This is a genomic window from Leifsonia sp. ALI-44-B (assembly GCF_001984125.1).
Taxonomy (GTDB): Bacteria; Actinomycetota; Actinomycetes; order Actinomycetales; family Microbacteriaceae; genus Okibacterium.
This window is the reverse complement of the sequence record NZ_MTQL01000006.1, coordinates 722,950-736,979: the sequence shown is the minus strand read 5'-3', so window position 1 is coordinate 736,979 and position 14,030 is coordinate 722,950. Positions and strand designations below refer to the sequence as shown.

General features: G+C 67.8%; 11 protein-coding genes and 1 tRNA gene. All 12 read left to right on the top strand.

Annotation, left to right across the window (positions count from 1 at the left end; translation table 11 throughout):
- The first annotated feature begins 13 nt into the window (after positions 1 to 13).
- The 12 genes from ALI44B_RS04425 (at position 14) to ALI44B_RS04370 (ending at position 13,976) form a co-directional block, all read left to right on the top strand.
- A complete protein-coding gene (locus ALI44B_RS04425) occupies positions 14 to 1,123 on the top strand; it encodes a branched-chain amino acid aminotransferase (RefSeq protein ID WP_077053475.1) in 1,110 nt (369 codons plus the stop codon).
- Between the two features lie 53 nt (positions 1,124 to 1,176).
- Entirely contained in the window at positions 1,177 to 1,935 is a 759-nt protein-coding gene (locus ALI44B_RS04420; RefSeq protein WP_077053474.1) for a fumarylacetoacetate hydrolase family protein, read from the top strand.
- Positions 1,936 to 1,974: 39 nt separating this feature from the next.
- Positions 1,975 to 3,495: a glutamate--tRNA ligase gene (gene gltX / locus ALI44B_RS04415; protein ID WP_077053473.1), complete on the top strand. Its 1,521-nt coding sequence runs from the start codon at positions 1,975 to 1,977 to the stop codon at positions 3,493 to 3,495.
- Positions 3,492 to 4,418, top strand: a complete 927-nt coding sequence (locus ALI44B_RS04410; protein ID WP_077053472.1) for an NAD(P)/FAD-dependent oxidoreductase — start codon at positions 3,492 to 3,494, stop codon at positions 4,416 to 4,418. The genes gltX and ALI44B_RS04410 overlap by 4 nt, the downstream gene beginning before the upstream one ends.
- 72 nt (positions 4,419 to 4,490) lie before the next feature.
- Positions 4,491 to 4,562 (top strand) — tRNA-Gln (locus ALI44B_RS04405).
- 228 nt (positions 4,563 to 4,790) lie between these two features.
- The gene (locus ALI44B_RS04400; RefSeq protein WP_077053471.1) at positions 4,791 to 6,980 is read left to right on the top strand and encodes a glycoside hydrolase family 127 protein; all 2,190 of its coding nucleotides are present in this window, start codon (positions 4,791 to 4,793) and stop codon (positions 6,978 to 6,980) included.
- A gap of 6 nt (positions 6,981 to 6,986) precedes the next feature.
- Positions 6,987 to 8,684, top strand: coding sequence for an ABC transporter substrate-binding protein (locus ALI44B_RS04395; protein ID WP_077053470.1), 1,698 nt, complete (start codon positions 6,987 to 6,989; stop codon positions 8,682 to 8,684).
- An 89-nt stretch (positions 8,685 to 8,773) separates the two neighbouring features.
- Positions 8,774 to 9,733, top strand: coding sequence for an ABC transporter permease (locus tag ALI44B_RS04390; protein WP_077053469.1), 960 nt, complete (start codon positions 8,774 to 8,776; stop codon positions 9,731 to 9,733).
- Positions 9,733 to 10,728, top strand: coding sequence for an ABC transporter permease (locus ALI44B_RS04385; RefSeq protein ID WP_077053468.1), 996 nt, complete (start codon positions 9,733 to 9,735; stop codon positions 10,726 to 10,728). Before ALI44B_RS04390 ends, ALI44B_RS04385 begins: the two co-directional genes overlap by 1 nt.
- The gene (locus ALI44B_RS04380) at positions 10,725 to 11,630 is read left to right on the top strand and encodes an ABC transporter ATP-binding protein (RefSeq protein ID WP_083709519.1); all 906 of its coding nucleotides are present in this window, start codon (positions 10,725 to 10,727) and stop codon (positions 11,628 to 11,630) included. The genes ALI44B_RS04385 and ALI44B_RS04380 overlap by 4 nt, the downstream gene beginning before the upstream one ends.
- Positions 11,627 to 12,478 (top strand): ABC transporter ATP-binding protein, encoded by an 852-nt coding sequence (locus ALI44B_RS04375; RefSeq protein WP_077053467.1) that lies wholly within the window; start codon positions 11,627 to 11,629, stop codon positions 12,476 to 12,478. Before ALI44B_RS04380 ends, ALI44B_RS04375 begins: the two co-directional genes overlap by 4 nt.
- 4 nt (positions 12,479 to 12,482) lie before the next feature.
- Positions 12,483 to 13,976, top strand: coding sequence for an alpha/beta fold hydrolase (locus ALI44B_RS04370; RefSeq protein ID WP_077053466.1), 1,494 nt, complete (start codon positions 12,483 to 12,485; stop codon positions 13,974 to 13,976).
- The last annotated feature ends 54 nt before the right edge of the window (positions 13,977 to 14,030 follow it).

Sequence of the window (14,030 nt, the reverse complement as noted above, 5' to 3'; positions counted from 1 at the left end):
CAGAGGACACATCATGACCACCGCAGAAACCACATTCCCCCTCAGCTTCACGCACCACCCCTCGAGCACCGCCCGCGCCGAGGCCGAGCGCGAGATCATCCTGGCCGACCCCGGTTTCGGCAAGCACTTCACCGACCACATGGTGCAGATCGATTGGGACATCGAGACCGGCTGGCACGACGCGCGCGTCACGCCCTACGGCCCGCTCATGCTCGATCCCGCTGCATCCGTTCTGCACTACGCGCAGGAGATCTTCGAGGGCCTCAAGGCCTACCGCCACGCTGACGGCTCGATCTGGACCTTCCGCCCCGAGAAGAACGCCGAGCGCCTGCAGCGTTCGGCCCGCCGCCTCGCCCTGCCCGAGCTCGGCGTCGACGACTTCGTCGAGTCGATCAAGCAGCTCATCGCGGCCGACGGCCAGTGGGTGCCCGACGCCCCCGAGACGAGCCTCTACCTGCGCCCCTTCATGATCGCCAACGAGTCGTTCCTCGGTGTGCGCAGCGCGCAGAAGGTCGGCTACTACGTCATCGCCAGCCCCGCCGGCGCCTATTTCACAGGCGGCGTGAAGCCCGTGTCGATCTGGTTGTCCACCGAATACTCGCGCGCCGGCAAGGGCGGAACCGGTGCGGCCAAGTGTGGCGGCAACTATGCGTCGTCGCTGCTGCCCCAGGCCGAGGCCTACGAGAACGGCTGCGCGCAGGTGCTCTTCCTCGACAGCGAAGAGGGCAAATACGTCGACGAGCTCGGCGGCATGAACGTGTTCTTCGTCTACAAGGACGGCACGCTCGTCACACCCGCGCTCACGGGCTCCATCCTCGAGGGCATCACGCGCGACAGCATCATCCAGCTCGCGAAAGACCGCGGCCACACGGTCGAGGAGCGTCGCTTCTCGCTCGAAGAATGGAAGCGCGACTCCGAAGCCGGCGAGATCGTCGAGGTGTTCGCGTGCGGCACGGCCGCCGTGGTCACCCCCATCGCCCAGCTGAAGACGCCCGACTTCACGATCGGTGACGCCGAGGCGCCCGCGGGCGAGCTGACGATGGCCATCCGCCAGGAGCTCACCGACATCCAGTACGGCCGCCTGCCCGACCGCCACGGCTGGCTCACGCGCCTCGACGCCTGAGCCGCGCGTTCGGCCATTCACCCTCTTACGACACAACCACGAGGAGAACTTTCGTGAAGATCGCACGTTTCAGCCACAACGGCAGCATCAACTTCGGCATTGTCGACGAATCCGACATCGTCGTGCTCGCCGGCGACCCGATGTTCGCGGGCTTCGACACGACGGGCGAGCGAGTGCCGCTCGCCGACGCCGTGCTGTTGGCCCCGGCCATCCCGCGCTCGAAGGTCGTTGCGGTGGGCAAGAACTACCACGACCACGCCAAGGAGATGGGCGGAGAAGCGCCCGAGGCGCCGCTGCTGTTCCTCAAGCCCAACACGTCGGTCATCGGCACCAACGACCGCATCGTGCTGCCGCCGCAGTCGCAGCAAGTGGAGCACGAGGGTGAGCTGGCGATCGTCATCGGCAGCGTGGCGAAGAACGTGAAGCACGCCGACGCCGCCGATGTGATCTTCGGTTACACGATCGCCAACGATGTCACGGCACGCGACCTGCAGAAGGCCGACGGCCAGTGGGCGCGCGCCAAGGGGTTCGACACGTTCTGCCCCGTCGGCCCCGTTATCGAGACCGAGTTCGCGCTCGGCGGTGCCACCATCACCACCCGTGTGAACGGCGATGTGCGTCAGCAGGCTCCGCTCTCCGACATGATCCACTCGGTCGCCGACATCATCGAATACGCGTCCGCGGTGTTCACGCTCCTGCCCGGCGACATCATTCTCACGGGCACGCCCGCGGGTGTTGGGCCGATCGTGTCGGGTGACCGCGTCGAGGTCGAAGTCACGGGCATCGGCACGCTGTCCAACCCGGTCGCCTGACCGGCCGGCGACCAGCCCGGCCCGGTAGGATTGGCGACGATGTCTGACACCACTACGCACCCCGTGACCACCGCCACCGGCGCCGACGTTCGCGTCCGGTTCTGCCCCTCGCCGACCGGCACCCCGCACGTCGGCCTCGTGCGCACCGCCCTCTTCAACTGGGCCTACGCGCGCCACACGGGCGGCAAGCTCGTCTTCCGCATCGAAGACACCGACCAGGCGCGCGACAGCGAAGAAAGCTACGGCCAGATCGTCGAGGCGCTGCGCTGGTTGAAGCTCGACTGGGACGAGGGCATCGACGTGGGCGGCCCGCACGGCCCCTACCGTCAGTCCGAGCGCACCGACATCTACCTCGAGGTCATCGAGAAGCTGAAGGCCTCGGGCCACGTCTACGAGTCCTACTCCAACGCCGAAGAGATCGACGCTCGCAACGAGGCCAACGGCCGCGCCAAGCAGCTCGGCTACGACAACTTCGATCGCGACCTCACCGAGTCAGAGCGTGCCGAGTTCCGCGCCGAGGGCCGCGAGCCCGCGCTGCGACTGCGCGTGCCCGACACCGACCTGTCGTTCGACGACCTCGTGCGCGGCGAGATCACCTTCCCCGCCGGGTCGTTCACCGACTTCGTCGTCGTGCGCCCCAACGGCCACCCGCTCTACACGCTCGTCAACCCGGTCGACGACGCGCTCATGGGCATTACGCACGTGCTGCGCGGCGAAGACCTGCTGTCGTCGACACCGCGCCAGATCGCGCTCTACCACGCGCTCATCGACATCGGCGTGGCCGCCGCCATCCCGCGCTTCGGCCACCTGCCCTACGTCATGGGCGAGGGCAACAAGAAGCTCTCGAAACGCGACCCCGAGTCCAACCTGTTCCACCACCGCGACCGCGGGTTCATCCCCGAGGGCCTCATCAACTACCTGGCGCTGCTCGGCTGGTCGCTCACCGGCGACCGCGACGTGTTCAGCATCGACGAGATGGTCGCCGCGTTCGACGTCGTCGATGTGCTGCCCAACCCTGCGCGCTTCGACCTGAAGAAGGCCGAATCGATCAACGGCGACCACATCCGCCAGCTCGACGTCGAGGACTTCGCCGAGCGCACCGTGCCCTATCTCGTCGAGGCCGACCTCGTGAACGTGCCCCTGGGGGACCGCGAGAAGCACATCCTCGATCAGGCCGCGCCGCTCATCCAGGAGCGCATCGGCCTGCTCGGCGAGGCGCCCGGCATGCTCGGCTTCCTCTACACCAAGACCTCCGACCTCGTCATCGAGGCCGACGCCGCCAAGAGCCTGCCCGTCAACACCGGCGAGGTGCTGCAGGCCGCCATCGGCGCGCTCCAGGGCATCGACGACGCCGACTGGGCCACCGAGCGCCTGCAGAGCGTGCTCGCCGGCGCGCTCATCGAGGGTCTCGAGCTGAAGCCGCGCATCGCCTACGGTCCGCTGCGCGTCGCCATCTCGGGCCGCCGCGTCTCGCCGCCGCTCTTCGAGTCGATGGAGATCCTCGGCAAGGAAGACACCCTCGCCCGGTTGGAGGCGCTGGCCGCCTCGCACGCGTCATGAGCGCGCCCGAGTACGACGTCGTCGTCATCGGGGGAGGGCCGGCGGGTCTGTCTGCTGCGTTAAACCTCGTGCGGGCGCGCAAGCGCACGCTCGTCCTCGACAGCAACCGCCCGCGGCACTCCGCCACGCTCGTATCGCACGGCTTCCTCACGCGCGACGGCGTCTCGCCGCTCGACCTGCGCCAGCTCGCCCGCGATGAAGTCTCGAGTTACGACGAAGCCGAGATTCAGTTCGCGCTCGTGTCGAGCGTCGAACAAGAGGGCGAACACTTCCGCGTGCGGGCATCCGGCGTGCGGGGGAGTGCCGACCGCGACGTCACCGCACGCCGCGTCGTCGTCACGGCGGGCCTCGCCGAAACGCTGCCGCGCATCCAGGGCATCCGCTCCTACTACGGCACTGCACTGCACAGCTGCCTCGAATGCGACGGCTACGACAAGCGCGACCAGCCGCTCGCCATGATCGGCGAAACCGACGATCTCGCCGAGCGCGCGCTGCTCCTCACGAGCTGGAGCGACACCGTCACGGCCTTCACCAACGGGTCGGATGTCGCGCTGAGTGTCGTCGGCGAAGAAACCTTGCGCGCGGCCGGTGTCGCGGTCGAGCGCCGACCTATCGCCGAGATCACGGGCGACCGCACCGGCATGACGGGCATCACGCTCGACGACGGCACCGCGCTCGACATCCGCGCCGGCTTCATCCGCCCCGTGTGGACGGCGCCGCTCGACTACCTGGCAGCCCTGCCGCTCGACCGCGACGATGCCGGACTCGTGCGCATCGACAGCGTCGGCCGCACCTCGCTCTCAGGCGTCTACGCAGCCGGAGACATCACGCCGCCCGGCCCGCAGCAGCTCATCGTGGCTGCCGGCGCGGGCGCCAAAGTGTCGGCCGCGATCCTGTCGGACGCGGTTCACGCAAAACGGTAGCGCGTCAGTTTGGTGTCGACCGGTTCCCTAGGGTAAAGTCGATACTCGTGCCGAGGAGTTATCCGAGGCCCGTGGGGTATGGTGTAATTGGCAACACGACTGATTCTGGTTCAGTTGTTCTTGGTTCGAGTCCAGGTACCCCAGCAGTAAAAGCCTCCGCTTCGGCGGGGGCTTTTTTGTTGCCAAAAATCAGACGCGGGAGCGAGGGCCCGGCAATAAAGACTCGCGAGGCGGCTCTGTTGCCGTTGCGTTAAGGGTTTGTTTCGAGACGCAGAATGCGCTTTCGGCGAGAGTAATGTGTCACCCACTACCGAACGCGAGGAACTGGGGTACAGTAATGTGTCACACGGTACAGAAAGGCCTGACCTGGATATGACTGACAATGTTGTCGTCGAAACACCCGGCGCGAGCGATGCATCTGAGCGTCCTAGCGGGGTGCAGGGCGTGAGCGCGGTGCTGACGAAGCGCGGCGCGCGGCGGCCGTTGGGAACCGCGAACGTGCGGCTCGGCGGCGAGGGGCTGTGGGGCGTGTGGCAGGAGAGAAACCGTAGCCGCACCATCCATCACACCATTCGTGAGGTTCGGGCGGCAGGAAACCTCGACAATCTGCGGGCCGTTGCCCAGCCCGGATCGCCCGTTGCCATCGAGCGCGAGGCCCAGGGGGCCGCGCCGACCGAGTATCGCGGGCGCTACCCGTTCCTCGACACCGACGTGTTCAAGACGCTCGAGGGCATCGCCTACGAGATCGGCCGCGGCGAGGCCGACGCCGAAACGAGCGACTTCTTCGAGGAAGCCGTCGCGCTACTCGAGTCGGCGCAGCAGTACGACGGCTACCTCAACTCCTACTTCCAGGCCGAGACCGTGGACAAGCAGCCGTGGGATGACCTGGCCTGGGGACACGAGCTCTACAACCTGGGGCACCTGATCCAGGCGGCGGTCGCGGCATCGCGGCAGATGGGGGACCGGCGGTTGCTCGACATCGCGAGCCGGTTCGCCGACCTGGCCGTGCGGAAGCTCGGGCCCGACGGGCAGAACGCCGTGGACGGACATCCCGAGGCCGAGATGGCGCTCGTCGAGTTGTTCCGCGAGACCGGCAACCGCGACTACCTCACGTTGGCCGAGCTGCTGGTCGACCGGCGCGGGCACGGCACGGTGGAGCTGCGGGTGTTCCCGGCCGAGTACTTCCAGGACAACGCACCGTTCCGTGAGCTGGACTCGGTGACCGGGCACGCCGTGCGCATGGCCTACCTGGCCGCCGGGGCGACCGATGTGGCGCTCGAGAACGGCGACGAGACGTTGCTCGAGGCATCCGAGCGCCTGTGGCGGGACATGAGCCGCACCAAGCTCTACATCACGGGCGGGCTTGGCAGCAGGCACTCCGACGAGGCCATCGGCGACCGGTTCGAGCTGCCGTCGGAGCGTTCCTATAGCGAGACCTGCGCCGCCATCGCCACCATGCAGTGGGCGTGGCGCCTGCACTTGGCCACGGGCGACGCACACTACCTCGACGCGTTCGAGACCGTGCTCTACAACGCCTACGCCGCCGGACTCTCGAGCGACGGTTGCGCCTTCTTCTACGACAACCCGCTGCAGCGCCGCCCCGACCACCAGCAGCGCACCGGCGCCGAACCCGACGGCGAGATTCTGCGCCGCGCCTGGTTCGTGTGCCCGTGCTGCCCGCCCAACATCGTGCGTTGGATGTCGGAGCTGCAAGATTACGTCGCCACCACCGGTGTGGGCGCCGACGGGAACACGCTGTACATCGGCCAGTACACGACGGCGAGCATCGTCTCGGATGGCCTGAGCCTCGACATGCCGACGTCGTACCCGTTCGAAGGCGACATCCGGCTGACCGTGACCGCCAGCCCGGGCAACGAAGCGTCACGAACACTCGCCCTGCGCGTGCCGGCGTGGTGCCACTCCGCAACCGTGACCGTGAACGGCGAGAGCGTGCCCGCCGGAGTCGCGACCACCGATGGCTGGCTGCGCATCGAGCGCGAGTGGGCGGTCGGCGACACCATCGAGTTGCACCTGGACATGCCCGTGCGGGCGCATGGCTCGCATCCGGCCGTCGACGGCACGCGGGGAGCGATCGCCATCGCGCGCGGCCCGCTCGTCTTCGCCGCCGAGCAGGAAGACAACGAAGCGCCGCTCGACGACATCGTCGTGAGCGTGGACGACGTGAGCCGGGCTCGTGTCGTTCCGACCGATCTCGAGGGTCATGCCGAGACTCGGGCGGTCGGCATCATTGTGCCCGCGACTATCGCGACGACCGCCGCCAACGCGGAACTGTATCCCGAGCTCACGCCGGGTGGCGCAGCATCCGCTGAGAGCGCCACCTCGTCTGCCGCCGCCGACACCGCCGACACCGCCGACACCGCCGACACGGCCGCCACCGCCGACTCATCCGCCGGCACCGCCGACTCATCCGCCAACACCCTTGACGCGTCGCCCACCCAGCTGGCGCTCATCCCGTACTACCTCTGGGGCAACCGAGAACCGCTCACCATGCGGGTCTGGCTGCGCCGCGACATCCCTTCCGTTACCACCGAACGAAAGTAGACACCCATGAAGAAACGCTACGCAGCGGCCGGGCTCGCCCTCGCCGCCACCCTGGCGCTCACCGCATGCACGGGCGGAGGGGGCGCCTCCACCGGGGGCGGCTCAGGCGTCAGCGGCACGCCGAAAGAGGGCGGCACGCTCTACGTGCTGCAGAACGCCGACTTCTCGCACCTCGACCCGACCATGGGCTTCGACGGCGGGGTCAACAACTTCTACCGCCTGATCTACCGCCAGCTGACCACCACGGGCGTCGGCGAGGGCGCGAAGGGCACCGAGATCGTGCCCGACCTCGCCACCGACCTGGGCACGCCCAACGAGGACGCCACCGAGTGGACGTTCACGCTGAAGGACGGCGTCAAGTTCGAGGACGGCTCGCCCATCACCTCGGCCGACGTGAAGTTCGGCGTCGAGCGCTCGTTCGACCCGGCGCTGTCGATCGGCTCGCCCTACGCCAAGCTGCTGCTCGCCGACACCGACGGCTACGAGGGCCCCTACATCACGGGCGACCTCGACTCGATCGTCACCCCCGACGACAAGACCATCACGTTCAAGCTCAACCGCCCGTTCGCCGACTTCCCGTCGGCCGCCGCGCAGAACGTGTTCACGCCGTTCCCCGCCGACGGTGACGTCACGACGACGTCGCTCGATCAGCAGCCCATCTCCTCCGGCCCCTACAAGGTGGCCAGCTACCAGCGGGGCTCGAAGCTCGTGCTCGAGCGCAACGAGAACTGGGACAAGAAGACCGACGACGTGCGCGCCGCGTACCCCGACGGTTTCGACTTCACGTTCGGGCTCGACGCCTCCACCATCGACGAGCGCATGATCGCCGGCCAGGGCAACGACAAGGATGCCATCGCCGGAACCGTGCAGGCCTCGTCGATCGCCCGCATCCAGACGCCCGCCCTGAAGGATCGCACCATCTCGGGCGTGCAGGGCTGCACCACCTACATGGGCCTCAACACGACGAAGCCGAACCTCGACAACCCGCTCGTGCGCCAGGCCATCAACTACGCCATCGACAAGCAGTCGGTGAAGGATGCCACGGGCGGCTCGCAGCTGGCCGAGGTCGCCACCACCATGCTGCCCCCGACGGTTGCCGGCCAGACCGACTTCGACCTGTACGCGTCGAAGGACTCGAAGGGTGACCCCGAGAAGGCCAAGGAACTGCTGGCCGAGGCCGGTCTTCCCGACGGATTCACCATGACCATGGACATCCGCTCGCAGCCGAAGATGCAGGCGCAGGCCGAAGCCGTGCAGCAGGCCCTCTCGAAGGCCGGCATCACGGTCGAGCTGAACCTGATCGACTCGGCGACCTACTACGAGGTCATCGGAACCACGTCGCAGCAGCACGACGCCGCCATCACCGGCTGGTGCCCCGACTGGGCGTCGGGATCTACGTTCCTGCCGCCGCTGTTCGACGGCCGCCAGATCTACGAGAAGGGCAACTCGAACATCGCCCAGCTCAACGACGCCGACGTCAACGCCAAGATCGACGAGATCTACGCCATGACCGACGCCGACGAGGCCAACAAGGCCTGGGGTGCCCTCGACGAGCAGATCGCCGAACTGGCCCCGACCGTTCCGCTGCTGTTCGAGAAGGCCGTGATGGTCGTCGGTGAGGGTGTTGCCGGGGCTTACTCCGACGCCGCGTTCTCCGGTGGCATCGACCTCGTGTCGGTCGGACTCTCCGACCCGAAGAAGTAGTCCATCGCCCTCGGGGCCGGCCGGCCGAGCGCCTAGCCGGCCGGCCCCGAGACCTCACACTCCGACAGCAACTACGAAAGACGGTTCACATGTCGACAGTCCCGAGCGATCTCGCCGTCGAGGCGGGGGAGAAGGGCGGCCCCTCGACGGGCGGCGCCCCCACACCCGCCCGCCGCGTCATCCGCGAATTGCGCCGATCCCCGGCGGTCGTGCTCTCCGTCTCGTTCCTCGCCTTCGTCGTGCTGCTCGCGGTCTTCGCGCCGTGGCTGTCCGCGATTACCGGCTGGGGCCCATACACGTTCGACTCGTCGGCCATCGACTCCGACCTCGGCGGCATCCCCAAGGGCGAGCTCGGCGGCATCAGCGCCCAGCACTGGTTCGGCGTCGAACCGCAGAACGGCCGCGACATCTTCGCGCGCATCGCCTACGGCGCCCAGGTCTCGCTGCTCATCGCCGCCTCGGCCACGGTCGTCACCACCACGGTGGGCGTCGTGCTCGGCATGCTGGCGGGCTACCACGGCGGCTGGGTCGACCAGGTCATCTCGCGCGTCATGGACTTCCTCATGGCCTTCCCGTCCCTCATCTTCATGATCGCCCTCCTCTCGGCGCTGCCCGCCGGCAACCGGCCCGTTCTTCTTGTGCTGGTGCTGAGCATCTTCGGATGGCCGTACACCGCGCGCGTCATCCGCGGTCAGACGATGTCGCTGCGCAACCGCGAATTCGTCGAGGCCGCCCAGGCGTCCGGCGCGTCGGGGGCCCGCATCGTGTTCCGCGAGATCCTGCCCAACCTGAGGGGAACGATCATCGTCATCGCCACACTGGCCGTGCCCGGCTACATCGGAACCGAGGCCGGCCTGTCGTTCCTCGGCGTCGGCGTCATCCCGCCCACGCCATCCTGGGGTCAGATGATCGCGACCTCGGTCGGCTGGTACACGGTCGACCCCATGTTCTTCGTGATCCCGGGCATGTTCCTGTTCCTCACCGTGCTGTCGTTCACCGTCTTCGGTGACCACCTGCGCAAAGCAATCGATGCGGGGGATGCTGCCTGATGGTGCTTTATCTCGTGCGGCGCGTGCTCGCCGCGATCGGCATTCTGCTGCTGATCAGCCTGTTCACCTACGTCATCTTCTTCGTGCTGTCGCCCGACCCGGCCGTGCAGATCTGCGGAAAGACCTGCACGCCCGAGCGCATCGACCAGATTCGCGAGAACCTCGGGCTCAACCAGCCGTTCTGGGCGCAGTATTGGCAGTTCCTGCAAGGGCTGTTCGTCGGCCGCACCTATGGTGAAGGCGCCTCGGCGATCTCGTGCGCGGCCCCGTGCCTCGGCTACAGCTTCCAGACCAACGAGTCCGTGCTCAACATGATCACGAGCCGCCTGCCCGTCTCGGCCACCGTCGCCATCGGCGCCGCCATCCTGTGGCTGCTCGTGGGTGTCTCGGGCGGCCTGCTCAGCGCCGTCAAGCAGGGCACCTGGTGGGACCGCGGCGCCATGATGGTCGCCCTCGCCGGCATCAGCCTGCCGAACTACTTCGTGGCCCTCATCCTGCAATACGTGCTCGTGGTGCAGCTGCAGATCCTGCCGTTCCCGACCGCCGTCACTTTCGGCGACGACCCGGGTCTCTGGTTCGCGTCCTACCTGATGCCGTGGATGGTTCTCGCCCTCGCATATGCGTCGATGTACGCCCGCCTCGTGCGCGCCAATGTGATCGACACCCTCGGCGAGAACTTCATGCGCACGGCCCGCGCCAAGGGCCTGCCGACCGGACTCATCTTGCGCCGTCACGCTTTGCGACCGTCGCTGACCCCCGTGGTCACGCTCTTCGGCATGGACTTCGCCGGGTTGCTCGGCGGCGCGCTCATCACCGAGACGGTCTTCGGCCTGAACGGTGTGGGCAAGCTCGCGGCCGACTCGATCTCGAAGAACGATCAGCCGGTCATCCTGGGCGTCACGCTGCTGGCCGCCGCCTTCGTGGTGGTGGGCAACGTGGTCGTCGACCTCGCCTACACGGCGCTCGACCCCCGAGTGAGGATCAAGTCACGATGAGCGAACACATCGAGAAAACGCCGACCGGGTCCTTCCGTGCCCGGCGACGCCAGGCGGATGCCGCACCCTCCGACGCCCCGCTGCTGTCGGTGCGCGACCTCACCGTCACGTTCCCGACCTCGTCGGGCAACACGGATGTCGTCAAGAAGATCTCGTTCCAGGTGGAACGCAACCGCACGGTCGGCATCGTCGGCGAATCGGGGTCGGGCAAGTCGATGACCTCGCTCGCGATTATGGGCCTGCTGCCGTCGAACGGCGTGACGCAGGGCAGCATCGCGCTCGGCGGCCGAGAACTGCTCGGCTTGCCGGAGCGGGAGTCCCGCAAGATCCGCGGCGAGCGCATGGCCATGGTCTTTCAGGACCCGCTGTCCTCGCTCAACCCCTATTACACGGTGGGGCTGCAGATCGAGGAGGCGTATCGCACGCACCGCGGCGGCACCCGCAAGGCCGCCCGTCAGGTGGTCGTCGAGGCGCTCGAACGCGTGCAGATCAAGGATGCCGCGCGACGCGTGGACCACTACCCCCACCAGTTCTCGGGCGGTATGCGCCAGCGCATCATGATCGCGATGGCCCTGTGCCTCGAACCCGATCTGCTCATCGCCGACGAACCGACCACGGCACTCGACGTGACCGTGCAGGCGCAGATCCTCAGCCTGCTCAAGACGCTGCAGAAGGAGACCGGAATGGGCATGGTGTTCATCACCCACGACCTCGCCGTCGTGAGCCAGGTGGCCGACGACGTGTTGGTCATGCGGAACGGCGACCCCGTGGAGTTCGGCACGGCCGAGGAGATCTTCTCGAACCCGCGCGATCCCTACTCGCGGGCGCTGCTCGACGCCCTGCCGCGCATCGACGATCCGTTCGAAGAGCTCGGCGTCAGCCGGGACGGGGGCCTCCGATGAGCGACACACCGCTGCTCGAGGCCCGCGGGCTGACGAAGGAATTCACCACCCGCGGCGACGGCGCCTTCATCGCCGGCAAGCGCACATTCGTGGCCGTCGACGACGTCTCGTTCGAGGTGCCGGCGCGCAAGACGCTCGCGATCGTGGGCGAGTCGGGGTCGGGCAAATCGACGACCGCTCGCATGGCAGCCAAGCTGCTCGACATCACGCGCGGTTCGCTGCTCTTCGAAGGCGAGGATGTCTCGCGCGCCAAGGGTGCGGCGCTCAAGTCCTTCCGCAGCGATGTGCAGGTCGTCTTCCAAGACCCGTTCTCCTCGCTCAACCCGCGGCACACCGTCGAGAAGCTCATCACGGCGCCGCTCGTCTACCAGGGCGTCAAAGCGCCCCAGGGTTACACCAAGCTCGCGCGCGATCTCATGGACCGCGTCGGCCTCAACCCCGACCACGTGCAGCGCTACCCGGGCCAATTCTCGGGCGGGCAGGCCCAGCGCATCGGCATCGCGCGCGCGCTCGCCGTGAACCCCAAGATCGTGGTGTGCGACGAGGCCGTCTCGGCGCTCGACGTATCGGTCCAGGCCAAGGTCATCACGCTGCTGCGCGACCTGCAATCCGAACTCGGCCTCAGCTACATCTTCATCGCGCACGACCTCGCCGTCGTGCGCCAGATCGCCGACCGCGTGGCCGTCATGACGCAGGGCACGATCGTCGAACAGGGCGACCGCGAGCAGATCTTCGACAACCCCCAACACGAATACACCAAAGATCTGCTGCGCGCGGTTCCGACGATCGACCCCGAGTGGGAGCGTCGCCGCGCCGAGATGATCCTGGCCGAAGAACTGGCAGAGTGAGACGATGACGACCAGCGCAGCCGGCACGACCGGCACCTCCGGCACCTCGACGAGCTACCTGATTCCCGGCATCCGGGTCACCGATCATGCCGTGCCCGTTCCCCTCGACTGGCGGGCGGATGCGGCGGGCCACACGGGCGGCGAGACGATCACGCTCTTCGCCCGCGAGCTCGTCGACCCCGTGCGGCAGCGCGAAGATCTGCCAGTGCTCGTCTACCTGCAGGGAGGCCCGGGTGGGAAGGGTCCCCGGCCGACGGGGCCCGACGGCTGGATCGGCGAGGCGCTCAAGTCCTACCGCGTGCTGCTGCTCGACCAGCGCGGCACGGGGCGCAGCACGCGCATCGAGGGCGGCATCCTGCGCGCCCGCGGCACGGTCGAGCAACAGGCCGCCTACCTGTCGATGTTCCGCGCGGACTCGATCGTCAAGGATGCCGAGCACCTGCGCCAGACGCTCTACGGCGGCCGGCGCTGGCAGACCCTCGGCCAGAGCTATGGCGGATTCCTCACGCTCACCTACCTGTCGCAGGCGCCGCAGGGCCTGAGCGCCAGCCACGTGACCGGCGGGCTCGCGAGCATCCGACCCGATGCCCGCGAGGTGTATCGCCGCACCTACCCGCGCGTGGTCGCCAAGAACGCCGAGTTCTACGAGCGCTACCCGCACGATGTCGACCAGATCGCACGCATCGCCGACCGCCTGGCGAGCGGCGACGTGAAACTGCCCGACGGCGATGTGCTGACCGTGCGGCGCTTCCAGAGCCTCGGCATCGACTTCGGAATGAAGCCAGGTTATGAGCGCATGCACTGGCTCGTCGACGAGGCGCTCGACGACCGCACCGAGACGGGGCTCACCGAGACCTTCCTGGCGCAGGTGCTGGCGCGGTCCTCCTATGACGACAACCCGCTGTTCGCCGCGCTGCAAGAGAGCATCTACGGGCAGGCGTCCTCCGGGGCCACCGGCTGGGCAGCGCAGGCCGAGCGTGACACGCGGCTCGAGTTTGCCGAAACGGCCCGGCCGCTCACCTTCACGGGCGAAATGATGTATCCCTGGATGTTCGACGAGATCCGCGCATTGCGCCCCTTCGCCGACGCCGTGAATCTGCTGGCCCAGCGCACCGACTGGGAGCCGCTTTACGATCTCGACCGGCTGGCCGCCAACGAGGTTCCGCTCGCCGCCGCCGTGTATTACGACGATATGTATGTCGACGCGGGGCTGCAGCTCGAAACCGTGGCGCACGTCGGTAACGCGCACGCCTGGGTGACCAACGAATACGAACACGACGGCATCGGCTCGCCGCGCGTGTTCCCGCGGTTGCGGCAGATGATCGCCGAACGGGGCGGGGCGCTCGCCGAGGAGGCGACATCCGAGACGATGGCGCGGGTCGTGGGCAAAGTGACCGTGACGGATGCGGTGGAACCGGCGGCCGCGGCAACATCGACAGCAGCGGCAACGACTGCAGCGGCAACGACTGCGGCGGCGACAAACGAGGAGACGCGATGAGCGACGAAACGACAACCGACGAGACGGCCGCGGCCGAAACGACAGCCGCACAGA